At 49.1% G+C, this 17,030-nt stretch carries 15 protein-coding genes; 3 read left to right on the top strand and 12 right to left on the bottom strand.

The genetic code is table 11. From position 1 onward, the window contains the following. Nucleotides 1–5 precede the first annotated feature (5 nt). The gene (gene epsL, locus E6Q52_RS05370; protein WP_292819414.1) at nt 6–1,211 is read right to left on the bottom strand and encodes an XrtB/PEP-CTERM-associated polysaccharide biosynthesis outer membrane protein EpsL; all 1,206 of its coding nucleotides are present in this window, start codon (nt 1,209–1,211) and stop codon (nt 6–8) included. A 353-nt stretch (nt 1,212–1,564) separates the two neighbouring features. Between epsL and E6Q52_RS05375 the strand changes: the two genes are divergently transcribed. Continuing rightward, nucleotides 1,565–2,860: an undecaprenyl-phosphate glucose phosphotransferase gene (locus E6Q52_RS05375; RefSeq protein WP_292819417.1), complete on the top strand. Its 1,296-nt coding sequence runs from the start codon at nt 1,565–1,567 to the stop codon at nt 2,858–2,860. A gap of 54 nt (nt 2,861–2,914) precedes the next feature. Here E6Q52_RS05375 and miaA read toward each other — a convergent pair whose 3' ends face one another. From miaA to E6Q52_RS05415, 8 genes are all read right to left on the bottom strand, one after another. Continuing rightward, nucleotides 2,915–3,871, bottom strand: coding sequence for a tRNA (adenosine(37)-N6)-dimethylallyltransferase MiaA (gene miaA / locus E6Q52_RS05380; RefSeq protein WP_292819420.1), 957 nt, complete (start codon nt 3,869–3,871; stop codon nt 2,915–2,917). A 33-nt stretch (nt 3,872–3,904) separates the two neighbouring features. Further along, entirely contained in the window at nt 3,905–4,291 is a 387-nt protein-coding gene (locus E6Q52_RS05385) for a 4a-hydroxytetrahydrobiopterin dehydratase (protein WP_292819424.1), read from the bottom strand. 62 nt (nt 4,292–4,353) lie between these two features. Continuing rightward, nucleotides 4,354–5,214, bottom strand: coding sequence for a triphosphoribosyl-dephospho-CoA synthase (locus tag E6Q52_RS05390; protein WP_292819427.1), 861 nt, complete (start codon nt 5,212–5,214; stop codon nt 4,354–4,356). Next, nucleotides 5,211–6,122: a RimK family alpha-L-glutamate ligase gene (locus E6Q52_RS05395; protein ID WP_292819429.1), complete on the bottom strand. Its 912-nt coding sequence runs from the start codon at nt 6,120–6,122 to the stop codon at nt 5,211–5,213. The genes E6Q52_RS05390 and E6Q52_RS05395 overlap by 4 nt, the downstream gene beginning before the upstream one ends. Before the next feature lie 85 nt (nt 6,123–6,207). Then, nucleotides 6,208–7,182: a methenyltetrahydromethanopterin cyclohydrolase gene (gene mch / locus E6Q52_RS05400; protein ID WP_292819431.1), complete on the bottom strand. Its 975-nt coding sequence runs from the start codon at nt 7,180–7,182 to the stop codon at nt 6,208–6,210. Then, nucleotides 7,148–8,233, bottom strand: a complete 1,086-nt coding sequence (locus tag E6Q52_RS05405; protein ID WP_292819433.1) for an ATP-grasp domain-containing protein — start codon at nt 8,231–8,233, stop codon at nt 7,148–7,150. Before E6Q52_RS05405 ends, mch begins: the two co-directional genes overlap by 35 nt. A gap of 20 nt (nt 8,234–8,253) precedes the next feature. Continuing rightward, entirely contained in the window at nt 8,254–9,147 is an 894-nt protein-coding gene (locus E6Q52_RS05410; RefSeq protein ID WP_292819435.1) for an NAD(P)-dependent methylenetetrahydromethanopterin dehydrogenase, read from the bottom strand. Nucleotides 9,148–9,288: 141 nt separating this feature from the next. Then, the gene (locus E6Q52_RS05415; RefSeq protein ID WP_292819437.1) at nt 9,289–10,254 is read right to left on the bottom strand and encodes a hypothetical protein; all 966 of its coding nucleotides are present in this window, start codon (nt 10,252–10,254) and stop codon (nt 9,289–9,291) included. 204 nt (nt 10,255–10,458) lie between these two features. Between E6Q52_RS05415 and ppsA the strand changes: the two genes are divergently transcribed. Both ppsA and E6Q52_RS05425 read left to right on the top strand, forming a co-directional pair. Beyond that, a complete protein-coding gene (ppsA, locus tag E6Q52_RS05420; RefSeq protein WP_292819439.1) occupies nt 10,459–12,831 on the top strand; it encodes a phosphoenolpyruvate synthase in 2,373 nt (790 codons plus the stop codon). 41 nt (nt 12,832–12,872) lie between these two features. After that, nucleotides 12,873–13,676: a pyruvate, water dikinase regulatory protein gene (locus E6Q52_RS05425; protein WP_292819442.1), complete on the top strand. Its 804-nt coding sequence runs from the start codon at nt 12,873–12,875 to the stop codon at nt 13,674–13,676. A 49-nt stretch (nt 13,677–13,725) separates the two neighbouring features. Here the strand turns inward: E6Q52_RS05425 and E6Q52_RS05430 are convergent, their stop codons facing one another. The 3 genes from E6Q52_RS05430 to pqqE all read right to left on the bottom strand — a co-directional run bounded on the left by E6Q52_RS05430 (nt 13,726) and on the right by pqqE (nt 17,018). Then, nucleotides 13,726–14,412 carry a hypothetical protein gene (locus tag E6Q52_RS05430; protein ID WP_292819445.1) on the bottom strand — a complete coding sequence of 229 codons (687 nt, stop codon included), beginning with the start codon at nt 14,410–14,412 and terminating at the stop codon, nt 13,726–13,728. 133 nt (nt 14,413–14,545) lie between these two features. After that, a complete protein-coding gene (locus E6Q52_RS05435) occupies nt 14,546–15,760 on the bottom strand; it encodes a multidrug effflux MFS transporter (RefSeq protein ID WP_292819448.1) in 1,215 nt (404 codons plus the stop codon). Nucleotides 15,761–15,836: 76 nt separating this feature from the next. After that, entirely contained in the window at nt 15,837–17,018 is a 1,182-nt protein-coding gene (pqqE, locus tag E6Q52_RS05440; RefSeq protein WP_292819451.1) for a pyrroloquinoline quinone biosynthesis protein PqqE, read from the bottom strand. Nucleotides 17,019–17,030: the final 12 nt, after the last annotated feature.

A 17,030-nucleotide genomic window follows, 5' to 3' on the forward strand; every position in this document is an offset into this window, starting at 1 on the left:
TATCATCAAATTTTCAAATCAACCATGAGACTGGTGGTGACATCATCGTAATCAAAAGGGTTGTAGGTAGCACCGCTTGCATTTCTTTTTGACTTGATGGAGCTCAAAGTAAAGCCAATGCTTGGCATAGGCCGCCAGGAAGCAGAAGCAGAAATACTTTGTTCATCATCGCTTCTGGCTGGTTCACCGGCCTTGACGGCTAGCTTGAAGTCTCGTTGAGCTACTCTCCCGTTTAATAGAAAGGTGAGCTTATCCGAATACAAATAACTTAATCCCAAACTGGCAGAGTCAGTGAGGCTATATGTACTGTAATTTGTCTCAAACGGGCTTGCAGTCCGAGCTAAATCTAGGTTCGCTCTGATTTTACCAGTCAAAAGCAGCTCGTACTTAATGTAACCAATCCAGGCATCATAATTTCTAATAGTGAAATTATCGTACTCACGAGACAAGTATGCCATCTTGGTACTCAGTTTACTTTTACCGGTCGGTTTTAAAACAAAATCAAACTCGTACTCATCTTCACTAAACCCATTATCGAAAACAGCACCGGGGTTTAGCGCACGTTGAAACTGACCATTACGTTTATGCCCTAAAAAAGTCAGATTACTGCCTGAAGAGAAATTATAACGAGCACCATAATCGAAGGCGGTAGAATTGTATTCGGCAACCGCATTAAAGGTTTGACTGTTTTTTACAGCTGTTTCGGTCAAGCCTGCAATAAGTGCCCATACTTTATAGGGTGAATACTCTGCTCTAAATTGATTAACATCTATGGTTCTGATGTTTTGTGTCGCTAGCCGAAAGTCGCTAAACCCATTTAACGTTTTATTTTGACTGGAAGACAATGTGCCCGTTAGTGACGGTGTCAGCGACCATAACCACTTAGCGTCATAATTAAGCGCCTCAAAATTTAAAAAATCATTAGTCTGATATTTATAGTCTACGTATGAAACATCCACAATAAACCGTTGAAGTGAGTATGTTTTATCAAGCTTTACGCCTGCAGTTGAAGTTGTAATCTGGTCAGACGTTTGATTATTTTTGACTCTAAATAAGTTGTCATCATAGGCGCGATTGATTGAAGCGCTAAATTGAACAGTATCGTACTCATCTGCAATCACACCAAACGGTAAAGCACTGAGGGTGATCGCAAGCCAACAGCGGATAGGTCGGTGAATGTTTATTTTTGGGGATTGCTTGCGAGATGACATGTATTTTAAGCAATAAAAATATGATGTTTGATTTACATTCTAACCTGTAAACATGGATTTATTACTACCAAAATTTAACTTTTTACTGGATGTAATCATAATTATTTAACCAGCGCCGCAGTTTACGCTAACTTAAAGATGCTTTTGTGACAGATCGACTCTCTGCAGACTGCCACGCGCTGATTGCTGTTGAGCATTAATTTGGTTAAACTCGACACGTATGTAGAAATAAGTCATCTATGAAAAAAACTATCAAACCGCCCATCAGAACCATCTCCGGATTATCTTCCGGGCCGAGAAGCCCGCTTTATTTCATAGAGTCCATTGTTGAGCCCCTCGTTTTAGTGTTTTTTATGTGGGGCATTTTCATTTATTTCGAAGATAGAATTCCTATCTCCATCTTTTTTACCTCTATCCTTTTATTTTCAGTCACGTTTCCTAGTGGTGCCAAGATTCGTTTAGGTTTTTGGAAAATGGCGCGTGATGTTATTTTTCAGTGGATATTACTGGCTGGTATGGTGCTGATTTTTGCCCGCATTACTGGCTACATTACGCTGTATACACCAGAAATCATTTATGCCTGGCTCATTGGTACGCCGATTGCGCAAATTTTAGCGTTAACCGCGCTCAAAGAACTGTCACCTGTTTTTATCAACTTGCAAGGGCCGATTAAAAACGCAGTGATTATCGGCCTGAATGAACAAGGCCTTGCTGTGGCAAATAACTTGCTCGCCGATGAGTACAGCCGAGTTTCAGTATTGGGTTTCTTTGAAGATCGTGCACCGGAGCGCGCACCACAAGATCACGGTTTTGAAATTTTAGGCGCATTAACAGATATTCCGGCTTACTGCAAAGACCATCAAATTCATACTATTTATATTGCGTTGCCAATGTCCAGCCATCCCCGCATTTTAAAATTACTGGATGACTTGAAAGACACGACAGCCTCTATCTACTTTGTGCCGGATATCTTTGTCACTGACTTGATTCAAGGCCGCGTCTCTGATGTGAACGGTATTCCAGTAGTGTCAGTGTGTGAAACGCCTTTTACTGGCGTTGATGGTCTGATTAAGCGCACTGCCGATGTTTTGTTCTCATTGTTTGTGCTAATTTTGATTTCGCCAATTTTACTGGGTATCGCTGCTGCGGTGAAACTCACCTCCCCTGGCCCCATTATTTTCAAACAGCGTCGCTACGGCCTGGATGGTCAGCAGATTCTGGTTTATAAATTCCGCTCGATGACGGTGACTGAAGATGGCGGCACGGTGACGCAAGCGACCAGAAATGATCAGCGCATTACGCCTTTGGGTGCTTTCTTACGCAAATCGTCATTGGATGAACTGCCGCAGTTTATTAATGTGCTGCAAGGCCGCATGAGCGTGGTTGGCCCACGTCCGCACGCTGTGGCCCACAACGAGGAATACCGCAAGTTGATTAAAGGCTATATGGTACGTCACAAGGTGAAGCCTGGTATTACCGGCTGGGCGCAGGTCAATGGCTTCCGTGGTGAAACTGACACGCTGGAAAAAATGGAACAACGCGTGCATTACGACCTGGAGTATTTGCGCAACTGGAGCCCACGCTTGGATATGTTGATTGTGGCCAAAACGGCCTGGTTAACAATTGTTGGTCAGGATGGCGCTTATTAATAGCAGCGCACATGAGCATGCAGTTATAAAAAAACCGGACCATGTCCGGTTTTTTTATAACTGCGCGTGGTGTTGAATGAGGTGGACTGCCTCACCCACCCAATCCGTGCGTAAGCAATCCAACGCATGCACATCGTCCATGCCGCGCAGCCAGGTGAGCTGGCGTTTGGCGAGCTGACGCGTCGCGTAGACACCATGTTCGCCCAGGGTGGGCAAATCGATCTCGCCATGCAGATGTTGCAGGGCCTGGCGGTAACCAACGCAGCGCATGCTGGGGCTATCGGCGGTCAACTGCGGATACTCAATCAATAACCTTTTCACCTCATCAATAAAACCGTGTTGGAGCATGAGTTTAAAGCGCTCGGCTATGCGTTGATGCAAGACGCTGCGGTCGCTTGGCATGAGGGCGAGTTTAAGAATACTGAACGGTAGTGAGACTTTTTGCGATTGTGCGCGTAACTCGCTCATGGGTTTGCCGCTGATGCGGTAGACCTCTAATGCGCGCTCAATGCGCTGGGAGTCGGTGGTGTGTATCTTGGCGGCCACGGTGGGGTCTATGCTGGCTAATTGCGCATGTATGGCAGGCCAGCCGAATGTATTCGCCTCGGCTTCAATTTGGGCGCGGATGGCGGTATCGGCTTCTGGTAGATCACTCAGGCCATGCTGCAAAGCATTGAAGTACAGCATGGTGCCACCGACCAGCACCGGGATGCGGCCATTGGCGGTTGCTGTATGCATTAATGCCAGGGCATCTTTGGCAAATTGTGCCGCGGAATATTGCTCTAGCGGTGAAATCAGGTCTATTAAGTGATGGGGTGCCTGACGTAAGGTGTCGGCATCAGGCTTGGCGGTGCCGATGTCCATGCCACGATAGACCAGCGCTGAGTCGACGCTGATAATGTCGACCGGAAAGCGCTGGGCTAAGGCAATGGTAGCCGCCGTTTTGCCGCTGGCCGTGGGACCCATTAAAAAGATCGCTGGCGGCAAGCCAGCACCACTACTGATACTCATACTATTGCAGCTAAACTAACTCAGAATCATTTATCAGGCAGGCTTTGTTGCGTCGTACTTGACGTAGCTAAAGCGCAAATCATCCTGCGGTGTACCCTCTAATGCCGAGCCAGCTTGTAACTGTGGCTGCCATTGCACGACTTCTTCAATTTTGCGTGCAAGCTCGATGTCTTTCATGGTGATGCCTTTGGCGCTATGCGTGCACAATTTGACGATCACAAAGGCATAAGAGACGGTGAGGTCAGGATGATGCCAAGCTGCCTCGGCCAGATGACCAACGGTGTTGACGACCATCAGCGTGCCTTTCCAGCTATTGGTTTTATATTTACGGCGGATCCAGCCGTCCTCATACACCCAATGCGGTAAAGACTCGGAAAAGTGCTGTTGAATTTGCTGTTCGGTAAGTACCTGGTCGGTCATGATGCCCTCCTGACGATATAGGCTGCTAAAGCGTGACAGTATACCTCAGCTAAACAGTGTGCTTAAGCAAATGCTGCAGGAAGGCTGTTGCTCAACGATGTCAGCATGGCGGTCATCACCGTGAGGTCGGCACTGGTGCCTGGGTTAATCCCTGCCTGCTTGAGTGACTGATCCCATTTGAGCAACTCGGGCAGGTAGTGCTTGGGATTTTCTTGGGCGATAAACGCCTGAAAATGTACGCTGGCGGCCTGCTGTATCTCTGCCGCCTTGGCCTCGCCGTATTTTCTGGCAATGTGACTGTCAGGTACAGTCGATAGCCAGTGCAAATACACAGCCGTTAGTGCCCAGGCGGGCCGTTGCCAGCGCTGATCACAAGCTTGGTAGAGCGGCATGGCGACCGAAAAAATATTGGCATAACCATCTACATACTGGCGCGCGACCATATCATGCGTGCTTGCTATTTGCATCGCAGCTAGCAAGGTAATTTGTGGCACCTGTGTCACATCATGCTCGTCACGCTGCCCCATGCCTGCCGGGCTGACCAGGCGGATGCCCGCATATACTTGCGCAGCATCGTCCACTGTGGTGTGTTGCAACACTTGCTGCAAACCCGCTTTAAGTGACTGCTCAGGATATTGCAGGCAGGCTTGCACGACGGGCGCAGCCAGCAGAATCATGCCTAAATTGGTATTGCAACCCACCTTGGCATGCGTGGCTTGCAAGGCCTGCAAAATGCGTTGGCCTAGTGTGCGGCTGCCGAATAGCTGATCGTCACACAATGCAGGCGCCGAAACTTCTGCACTATGGATAAAGTCTTGCACAACCATGCCATGGCCATCCGCGAACACATGCACATTGCCTGGCTTAAGTGCTTCCAGCTCTGCCAGGCAGGCTTGTAAATACGCTGTTTGCAGCGCACTCATGCGTTTCCTTTCGCGTGATTCGCTAATTGCAGCAAGTCATCCACCAACACATCAGCAACTTCAAACTGGGTGATGCTTTGCAGGCCGCGCCAGGCCGGAATACTGTTCACCTCAATCACCCATAATTGGCCATGTTTATCGCGCATCACATCTACGCCGGCATAATCAATACCAATGGCTTGTGCGGCTTTAACGCCAATCTCTGCTACATCCACTTCATCACAGGCGCTGCAGCGTGCACCACGCGCCACGTTATGCAACCAGCTATCGCCTTGGCGCTTCATGACGGCAATCGGCTCACCGCGCACAACAAACACGCGGTAATCATGCTGATAAGGGCCGCAGTCTATTTTTTCTTGCAGATAATAGACGCCATCCACAAACGGATCATGCGGTAGTGCAAATTGTTCGCGCTGCTCAATTAAACGCACGCCTTTGCCTTGCGATCCAAACAGTGGCTTGATCACCAGTATTGTTCCAGCATCCAGCGCCTGCTGCATCAGTTCGTGCGCCACGCCACGATGCTCGCACACCCAGGTATCCGGCGTCGCCACGCCCTGCTCGGCCAGCAACTGGCTGGTGAGGCCTTTATCTACCGTGGTTTCAATTGCTCGCGCATGGTTATAAATGGTCATGCCCTGGCGTTGCAAGGTATGCAACAGATTCATACGAGTGATGATTTGCTGTGTCGTCCCCGCCGCCACACCGCGCACAAAAGCCATGGGAGCGGCTTGCGATAATCCGGGAATATGGACTTGTACTGATTGCTGGACGATGCTGACGTAGCAACTATCGAGTGACACCATTAAAGCTTGCCAGCCACGTCGCGCAAAAGCTTGCGCCAGACTTTGGCCGTGCCAGCCACCGGCCTGAGCAACTTCATCAGTAAAAATGGGAATCACTTGCATAAGACAATTTCTAAAAAATAACGCGGGAACATGGCATTGTATGCATGTAATCCCGCGTTTTAATTATTACAGTGAAGCTTTAAATTTATCCACCAAAGGATTGATTTAAAAGCTCTTCATTAAATTTTCCGGCAAAGAATGTTTTACCGGATTTAAGATTGGTCACGCTGACTTTAGCAGGCGAGAACAACATAGGATCAATCTGGTAAAAGTCCATATTCACTGCTTTAAACACTTCGGCAAATGGGCGGCCATAGTCTTTAGAGGCAGAAGAAGGTAATTGTGTTGCTAATTGTTCCGCAGCCGCGTCGTCCGCATTGACAAACAACTGCACAAAACCGCCAAATAAAATTGCATCATTGGTGCGGCCCATGCCCACAATAAAATCTGGCGAAGGTGCAGGCACTGGCGCAACACCATAGCCATCCACAATCGCATTTAAATCAAAGTGCAAGGTATGGCACTTGTGCAAAGCAACTTCCAGCACGCGCGCAGTCACCTGCAGTGAACCTGCCACGCTACGCGTCGGCGTTAAAATAAAGGTCAGCTTATTTGCGGGCAAACCGGTGTCTCTGGCGACTTTCTCAATCACTTGCACTGGCGGCACTTTATCAGTTTCCAGCACTAATACGGTTTGCTCACCTTTGTCGCTGTAGTTGATGTCTTTAAACACCTCTTCACGCTGGGCAATGGCGCGCGCCGGGCCACTACCGAGTGAAAAGAACTTTTCGTGTGACAAGGCCCAACCTGCATATTGGCTGCCCAAACAGGCGATCACCGGCTGTTTAGCGGTCACCACTACGCTCAGAGGCCAGTTGGCAAATTGTGGCACATGGCGCAAGGCCACGCTACCGAGTCCACCCATACAAATCTCAGAGATAATCCGGCCAGCTTCCAGGCCGCCTGGCACTTGAATCCCGGCATCAACAATGGTCGCGCCACTTTCGTGCGTAGACACGGCACAGCCCAACGCTGGTGCATTGGCAATCAGCTCAGCCACCAGTGGTGCGCTATATTGTTGTACGCTAATAGATGTTGAATTCGATGCTGTTACAGACATAAGTCCCCCATAATGTTTCTAATCGTGTTTTTTTATCCCGCAAAGCTAACAGCACTTCTTGGTCTGAATCCCCTTCTGCATACAAACTGCAGATGGGTTGCCCGGCGGCAATCGTGCCGCCACTAGGCCGATCTTCCAGCCAGTCTGGAAAAGTTAACTGACTGACCTCTATTTCTTGCCTTGCATACACAATGCAATGGCTGGCATAACCGCTTGGCGGCGACAACAAAGGCATCCTCTCATGCTGACAGTAGGCAATATGCGCTTGTATCAACGGCAAATCCGCATACAAACGCATGCTGGCACTGAGTCTGGGGTTCACCTCAATCACATGTAAGACATGCGCATGCCAAATGGCATCGATGCTGTTTATCCCAACCAGCCCTAATGCAGGCACTAGCGTCTGTAGCAGGTTGCTTGCGGCGCGATAAAGCGCATCATCATGCAATCGCGTGGCGCCGGCATAAGCATAGCCATCTGCATGTTGCCTGAGCGCATGCACGCCAATCAGGGTGACGGTCTGGCCATGTGCCAAAAACAGCAGGCCCACCGCTTGCCCAGGCTGGAATGCTTGCCAATAACCATCTGCCACGGTGTCGGTTACCAATTCCCAGTGTTGCACATGATGGCCACCGCACTGCCCTGCCTGCTTATACAGCCACGGCCCTGTCGATGGCCTGGTTTCAGCAATCGGCGGCGATGGCACTTGATGTGCATCGCAACAGGCTTTTAACCAGGGCGGGTGTTTAACGCGACTAACCGTTTCAGGCGTATTGCCAAGCAGCGTATAACGCGCAAACAAGGCGGCATAGCCAGCTTGATTCGCCTCAAAGCCAGAACCAACTAATACGGCATCTGGCGCAAACGCATCCAATACTTCAAACAGCGCGTCCAGGTGGTCGTCAGCATCCTGTTCGCAGAGGCCTGACCATCGATAAACCTGTTGTGCCGCTCGCCGTGTATCGGCATCAGCAAACGCATCTACCGCTAATACACTAAATCCCTCTTGTTGCGCGATCTGGCTGTAGATGCGCGCACTCTGTGACAACATCGCCAGCCGCAAGAATCACCTTATTCGACATGCGCACAGGCATATTCATACGCCTGGTGGTAATCAATATGCATCGGGCTTTCGCTTTGCAGCATTTGCTCCAGCAATTTGTTCTGTGTCACATATTTCAATTGACCAATCGCCAATGCACCAAACCCAGCCACTTGCGTACCTTCAATCAAGCCGCCATTAGAAAACGTATCTACGCCTTCAATGCCTGACGGCGGCACAGCGTTCACATCTGCCACAACTTTGAGTGTTTTGGAGTGGGCAAATTGAGCGACTTCGAGCACACGAATGCCGGCCGGTGTAGCACACAAGGCAACCGTTGCCTCATTTAAGACGGCAATTTTGGCCGCTTCAGTGCTGCCATCCACTACCTGCAAATTGACATCATAGCTAGAAGATAATTTATCAACATAAGCCTGCATGCTCTCTACCCCGGCATGCGCGACCATAAGCACCGTAGAGCCCTGACGAGCCGCAATTAAAGCTGCTGTGGAGCCTACCGTGCCACTGGCGCCAAAAATAGCGACTTTTTCCTTACCCAGGCCGCTGCCAGATTTTTGCAGATAAAAATCCACCTTGGCCAGCATAGCTGCAGCAGTAGTAAATGCGCCTGAAGGGTCAGAAAACGTATGGCATTCAAAAGGCTTAAACATGGCGCTACGCGCCTGTTTTTGCATTTCCAGTGCCACTTGAATATCGCGACCGCCAAAAAACAAGGCTTGTTGTTTCAGGCCGCTAGGGCTGCGGGAGAAGATCGCATCTTGTGTCAGCGCTACGATTTCGTTTAAGGTCACATCGGTATAAGAAATAATTTTTTCGTAGCCTGCATCAAAGGCCATATTCACATCAAATGGACTGGCATTCTTTGCGGCTGTAAACAAATGCATAATACTGGTTTTTTTCATTATTCCCCCCGGAACCGTTCGTTAATCAAACCTTTCATCAATATACACACTTCCAACGCAGTTCAAAATAAAGAGTAGACCGTGAAAATCATAACTTTTCAAAATTAACTTAAAAAGTTTTAATTTGCCACAGCATCTATCTTATCCCTCTATACTAATCTGCGCAGGCTGGTTGACCGCAGCCGTAACCACAAAACCCAGCGTCGGCTGCGAAGCATGGGTTTTAAGTAATTGCGTTTGTATAGCGACGGCCTCCGCCCGTGATGGGCACAACACGAACCCGGTCGGCCCCCACGAGGTTTGTCCAACACCGGTATACCCCTGCTGCTTTAACGCCTGCAAAATCCCAGCCACCGCCTTGCTGGCGTAAGGGCCGCCCTGCGCTGGCGCAAAATAATCTGCGTTATAGGTTTGCAAATCACCCATAAACAGGCTGAATGCGGTGAAGTCTTGCTCAATGAGGGCTGGCAGGCCGTGGCTGAGCAATTTTTGCTGTATAGACTGGGTCGCCGCTAACGATTGTGGCGCCAGTTGCTTAAATGCATTCTTTTCACCCTGACCATGCAAGCCAGCGCGACTATTATCAATGATAAGCAAAAAATACCAATCAGATGGAAAAGCATGACGCGCCAACATCGGCGGCACGACTGTGCGTACACCACGACCGCCATCTACCACCAAGCCGCCATGTTCAAAAGTAGCGATACCGATGCCTGAGCGAGCGCCACGTTGGTGAATGGCAGCGATGTCGCTGGCGCTAGTTGGCTGATCCAGCAGGTAATTTACGGCTGTGCCCAAAGCCAGGGCCATTTGCGTGCCAGAACCCAAGCCGCCGTGGCGTGGAATGGCTTGCTGTATAGAGACATTGAGCGCCATTGGCGCCTGGCTGGCAAGCAAGTGGCGCTGCAGAATGGCTGCTGCCCAAGGATCAAATGCCGACTGTTGCGTCCCTGCAGAAATACTCAGTGAAGTTTGAAATGCATCGATAGCGACACCGATACTTCCAAATTGGCGTTGAGTTTGTTGACTTAAATTAAAAAAACCGAGATGTAGACGACCATAAGTCGTTACACTGACTGTACGTGCTGCGGGAATTGCTGCATTCATGGCGTATTATTATATGGATGCTAAAAAAAATGAATTGCCACCCTCACGGCGACGTGACATTAAAACATGATTTTGGCATAATGACTGATATAAAAGTCATTCTATAATCAAACGATGTTGGGCAAGCAGCCTCTATTTATCGAATTCAATCCGTTGCATTCCGCGATAGATTATCACCAGTTTTAAAATAATTAAGGGTTTTATATGGTAAGTCATGTTATTCCATTTGAGAATCTACGAAACACTGATGTGCCGTCCGTAGGGGGTAAAAACGCTTCCCTGGGCGAAATGATTTCTCAACTGACCGCAAAAGGTGTGCGCGTACCTACCGGTTTTGCGACCACCGCTGATGCATATCGTGAGTTTTTGGCGCAAGGCGGATTGAACAATAAAATCAATGACTTGCTAGATAAATTGAATGCTGATGATACGCAGGAACTGGCGCGCGTGGGTTCACAGATTCGCCAGTGGATCATGGAAGCAGAGTTTCCACCTGCACTGCAAACAGCGATTGCTGAAAACTATGCCAAACTGATTGAAAGATCAGCCCATGGCACGACTTTTGCCGTGCGCTCCTCGGCTACGGCAGAAGACTTGCCGGATGCCTCTTTTGCGGGACAGCAAGAGTCTTTTCTCAATATTCATGGCCTCGAAAACATTAACCACGCCATTAAAGAAGTGTTTGCTTCTCTGTATAACGATCGTGCGATTTCTTACCGCGTACACAAAGGCTTTGTGCACGCGGACGTGGCCTTGTCTGCCGGTGTACAACAAATGGTGCGTTCAGACATTGGCTGTGCAGGTGTGATGTTTACGATTGATACCGAATCTGGCCATCGTGATGTTGCCTTTATCACATCGTCTTACGGCTTGGGTGAAACCGTAGTGCAAGGTGCGGTGAACCCAGATGAGTTCTATGTGCACAAGCCTTTGCTTGCTCAAGGTAAACCGGCGATCGTTCGCCGCACCATGGGCTCCAAGCTGATTAAAATGGTATTTTCTGATGCCACACAAGCGGGTAAATCTACGCACACCGTGGAAGTGGATGCCGCAGAAAGCAACCGTTACTCACTGACAGACGCAGACATTCTTGAGTTGGCTGGCTACGCCATGACGATTGAGCAACATTACGGTTGTCCAATGGATATCGAGTGGGGTAAAAACGGTCTGGATAACAAGCTGTACATATTACAAGCGCGCCCTGAGACTGTGAAATCTCAAGAAGCGGCTAAAAACGTCACGGAAACGTTCAAACTGCAGAAACACTCTTCAGTGCCTGTGGTCGCTGGCCGTGCTGTGACACAAAAAGTTGGCGTGGGCCCGGTGCGTATCGTGCTGGATCCGGCTGAGATGCACGAAGTACAACCTGGTGACGTATTGGTTGCAGACATGACTGACCCGAACTGGGAACCAGTGATGAAACGCGCCAGTGCTTTGGTGACTAACCGTGGCGGCCGTACTTGTCACGCGGCGATTATTGCGCGTGAATTGGGTATTCCGGCGATTGTGGGTTCTGTGAATGCGACGGACTTGTTGCGTGACGGCGAAATGGTGACGGTTTCTTGCGCAGAGGGTGAAACAGGCTTTGTTTACCATGGTGCATTAGACTTCGAAGTCTCTACGCAATCAAACAGCGCCCTGGCAAAACCACCTTGCAAGATCATGATGAACGTGGGCAATCCTGACATGGCGTTTACCTTTGCACAAACACCGAATGACGGTGTTGGTCTGGCACGTCTGGAGTTTGTGATTAATAACATGGTCGGTATTCACCCGAAAGCGATCCTGAACGTGGATGCTATGCCAGCGGCGATTCAGGCTACGATTAAAAACCGTGCACGCGGCTATGCCAGCCCAAAACAGTTCTACATTGATAAAGTAGCCGAAGGCGTCGCGACAATTGCGGCAGCATTCTATCCAAAACCAGTGATCGTACGTACTTCAGACTTCAAGTCTAACGAATACAAAAAACTGGTTGGCGGTGATATTTACGAGCCAGACGAAGAAAACCCGATGATCGGTTTCCGCGGTGCGGCACGCTATATGGCAGAAGACTTTAAAGAGTGTTTTGCGATGGAATGCCAGGCCATGAAAAAAGTGCGTGATGAGCTTGGCCTGACCAACGTTGAGTTGATGATTCCATTCGTACGTACGCTGGAAGAAGCACGTGCCGTTACAGAAATCATGGCAGCCAACGGTCTTAAACGTGGTGAAAATGGTCTGCGTTTGATCATGATGTGCGAAATCCCGGCCAATGCCCTGCTGGCTGAACAGTTTCTGGAATATTTCGATGGTTTCTCTATCGGTTCTAACGACCTGACACAGCTGACATTGGGCATGGACCGTGACTCCGGCATTTTGGCCGACGGTTTTGACGAGCGTAATGACGCCGTGAAAGTATTGCTGAAAATGGCCATCAACACTTGTAATCGCCTGGGCAAATACGTGGGTATTTGTGGTCAGGGTCCTTCTGACCATGAAGACTTTGCGGAGTGGCTGGTGGCCGAGGGTATTCAGTCTGTGTCACTCAACCCGGACACAGTGGTTGCTACCTGGCAGCGTCTGACCAAAAAGTAAGCGCAAAAAATCACTTTTAGCAACTCACTCAAGGCGTTAGCATGAATCACCGTTCTGTTTTTATTATTTCTGATGGCACGGGGATTACAGCTGGCGCCTTGAGCAAACTGCTGGAACATTTCCCAAACACCAAATTTACCACCACTCGCCTGCCGTTTACGGACAATGACGAGAAGGTACAAGCCGCCTTTGAGCACATCCAGAAAGTGGCTGATCAGGATGGGATTCGCCCGATTGTCATTATGTCTGTCGGCAACGGCGAGCATCGTAATCACCTTAAGCAGGCCAATGCCTACTTTATTGATTTGTTCCACCGCTTTATTTATCCGCTGGGCTCAGAGCTTAATCAGGAACCTCTTACTGGCGCCAGCATTGCTTATAGCGCCATGGGCAACAGTTACTCCGAGCGTATGGAAGCCATTAATTTCACGCTGAATCATGATGATGGCATGACCAATACCGGCCTAGATGAAGCTGAAGTGATTCTGATTGGCGTCTCCCGTTGTGGCAAGACACCGACCAGCATTTACCTGGCTATGCAATTTGGCATTAAAGCCGCCAACTACCCACTGATCCCAGAAGACTTTGAGCGCGGCGCTTTACCTGCTGCCCTGCAAAAAAACATCGATAAGATTTTTGGCTTGACCATCAAGCCTGAACGTTTGCACTCCGTGCGCAATGAACGCCGCCCGGATAGTTTTTATGCCTCACTGGATAACTGCCGCAAGGAAATTGAAATTGCTGAAGGCATGATGCGCAGCGCAGGTATCCCTTGGGCAGACTCCACTAGTCGCTCAATTGAGGAATTGTCTGCCTTGATCCTGCAAAAAATTCGCCAGCGCTAAGGCTGGCGTTTTTTGTCTGCTGCGGCGGGCTGCCGCCTAGCTAAACGCCTTAAGCGGCCATCGCCATTTCACGCACAGGTGCAATCTGTGTTTTTTGTGCTTGTGGTTTCAGCATGTCACCACGCCAAAAATAATAAAACTCACGAGAGACACTGAGGAAGGTGTGCTGCGAACCAAGCGCATTAAACAATGGTAGGTTTCTATCGACCATTTGGCGGTAACTGTGCGATTGTTTGTATGAGATAGGTCGCAAGGTCAGCAGCAAGCACTTAGCCATGCGCATCCGCTCTTTAAATACGGCAGGCTCAAAACCGCGCACCAGCGTGACTTGTTGAAAAGCATCCATCACTTGTGTTTCATGGCTGGTCATCGCTGTTTTATCCAAATCATACCAATGCTTGAATAACTCATCTTGCGTGACCATGGTGACAGGCGTAGTCCCACTAAAGACCTTGGCCTGACTCATGGCAGCAATCGCTTTGATATCTCGCACCCAAAACGAAAAGAACTCGCGAATCACAGGCAAAATGCTGGGGATTTCTGCCGGATCAATACTGGCAATAAATCGGTCAACGGCATGTCGGTAATGACTGCCATCACAGGGGATATCTTTCAGGAATGCACTGACGCGTATAATAATGAATTCTCGCTGTACCAGCATACGCTCACTTACGCCCTGCCCGGTCAGCAACTTCACGTAAGCTTTGCGTGCTTCTTCTTCTCTGGTCATTTCCATGATGAACTCCCTTGGTCGATTCTGAATAATGTCCTGCCTCTTGGCGAACATTCACAGATTCATCTTAAAATAGGTGTGTGATGTTCAAACATCTAATGAAGCTGGTAAATGCCCCATATTTCGGGGCTTGTGTTTAATCGTTAGCGACCACAACAGCTGGTTTTGGCTGGCGTGCTAACAGCAGTAACAGGCTGCTAAATAAGGTCATGATCAGCATGGCACCCGCGAGTGTGATCGTAGAATGCCAAACCAATGGCACAATCAAGGCCGAGCTAATGGTGGAACAAAGCATTTGCATAAAGGCCTGGGCAGAGGCCGCTGTGCCACGCAGGCTAGGATAGCAATCCAGCGCAGCAATCGACAACACCGGCATCGCTGCTGCCATACCGATGTTAAATAAGGCAATCGGCAAGATCGCTAGCCACCAGGCGTTATGCATGGTGCTGCCAGCCCACCATTGCAAGCCAACATTACAGCTTGCGATTAGTAGCATCCAGGCAAATGCCCAATGCAGAATACGCGCCGGCGCCACTTTACCCGCGGTATGGCGCGAGATCCAGGAGCCCAGCATCATGCCAGTCACCGTAGGAATAAACAGGTAGCCGAACTGCTGGCTGTTTAAATGCAAATGTTTGACCAGAAACACCGGGCTGGCCAGCACGTAAATGAAAAACGCAGAAAAGTTTAGGCCCAAACAGGCAATCAGGCCCAGAAACACTTTGTGCTTAAGCATCTTACCGTAGGTGAAGGCGATCCCTTTCACAGAAAAAACAATACGGTTTTCCGGTGTCATCGTTTCTGGCAGATAGCGCACAGCCATCCACAACGCAATCGCCGCATAAACAGATAAAAAGATAAAAATGGCTTGCCAGTGTATGCCCAACAATACACCGCCTAGAATCGGTGCCACGGCGGGTGCAATACCGAATAATAACTGTACGGTGGCCATCACACGCTGCGCCTGCGCACCAGAAAACAGGTCACGCACCATGGCACGTGCCACCGTATTGCCTGCGCCGCCACTCATGCCCTGCAAAGCGCGAAATAGCCATAAGGTCTGCACATTGGGTGCAAATACACAGCCTATGCTCGCCAGCGCAAAGATAGCCAAGCCCCATTTAATGGTGGTGATGCGACCGATGGCATCTGAAATGGCGCCATGACACAAAGTCATCACGGCATAGGGCAGCAAATAAAAAGTCAGGCTCTGCTGGATAGCCAGTTCATCGGTACCAAACTCAGCGGCCATCACATGAAATGCAGGCAGATAGGTGTCAATTGCAAATGGCGCTAATGCCGCCAGCCCTGCCAATACGAGTACCAGAATAGAAGACCGAGATATCAACATGCACAACCTTTAAAAAACGCAAAGGTGCCCTCGGGCACCTTTAAGATTATAAGCCACAACGCGGCCATCGGCAGATTTAAGGTAAGGCGTGAAACTGCGCGATTCTTTCTTTATCGCCTTCAACATACTTTTTAGAGTTTTTGTCTGTTCTAAAAATAATCGGTTGTTCACGAACTAACGGATTTTGTGAATTCACCAATGCTTCATCAATTAAATGACGATTGGGGGACTTGGTACACACAGGATCCGCCATTTCAGCGTCGCCACTCAACAAATAGGATTGGCATCTACAACCACCCAGATCGTTTTCTTTTTCATCGCAGCTGCGGCACGGTTCTTTCATCCAATCCATGCCACGATATTTAGTAAACGCGGGTGATTCCTTCCAGGCCCATTCCAGCCCATTTTCACGCACATTTGGGAAGGTCATCCCAGGCAATACGCGGGCAGAATGGCACGGCAAGACATCGCCGTTTGCTGTGACGATCATAAACACCTCGCCCCAGCCATTCATACACTTTTTAGGCCGATCAGCAAAGTAATCTGGGACCACAAAAAACACCTTCATTTTATTGCCAACACGCTCTCTAAAGGCATTGGTTGCCGCTTCCGCTCGATCTAATTGCTCGCGGGTAGGCATCAGTTGATCACGGTTGACCAGACTCCAGCCGTAGTATTGTGTATTAGCCAGTTCCACATAATCTGCGCCCAATGCTTCAGCCATTTCGAGGATTTTGCCGACTTGGTCGATGTTGTAACGGTGAATCACCACATTCAGCACCATGGGATAACCATGAGATTTGATCATGGCTGCGACTTTTTTCTTAAGCTCAAAAGTTCGCGTGTCAGTAATAAAGTTACTTATATCCTCGGTAACATCGTGCATGGAGAGCTGGATATGATCAAGACCACCTTCTTTGAATGCCTGAATACGTTTTTCTGTCAGGCCTACACCTGAGGTAATTAGGTTGCTGTAATAACCCAATTTGTGTGCCTCAGACACAATTTCTTCAATGTCGTCGCGCAATAACGGCTCGCCACCAGAAATGCCTAGTTGAATAGCACCCAACTTACGAGCATCACGCAAAGCACTAATCCACTGCGCGGTTGTTAATTCATTTTTAGTGTGCTTATCATAATCGGTTGGGTTATAACAAAACGCGCAATGCAGCGGGCAACGATAAGTAACCTCTGCTAGCAACCATAAGGGCTGCTTTTGTGTCACGCTTGCTGCCACTCCATTATTCAACTGTGCCATATTGCTCTCCTG

Origin of the sequence: Methylophilus sp., assembly GCF_008015755.1 — a bacterium.
GTDB lineage: Bacteria > Pseudomonadota > Gammaproteobacteria > Burkholderiales > Methylophilaceae > Methylophilus.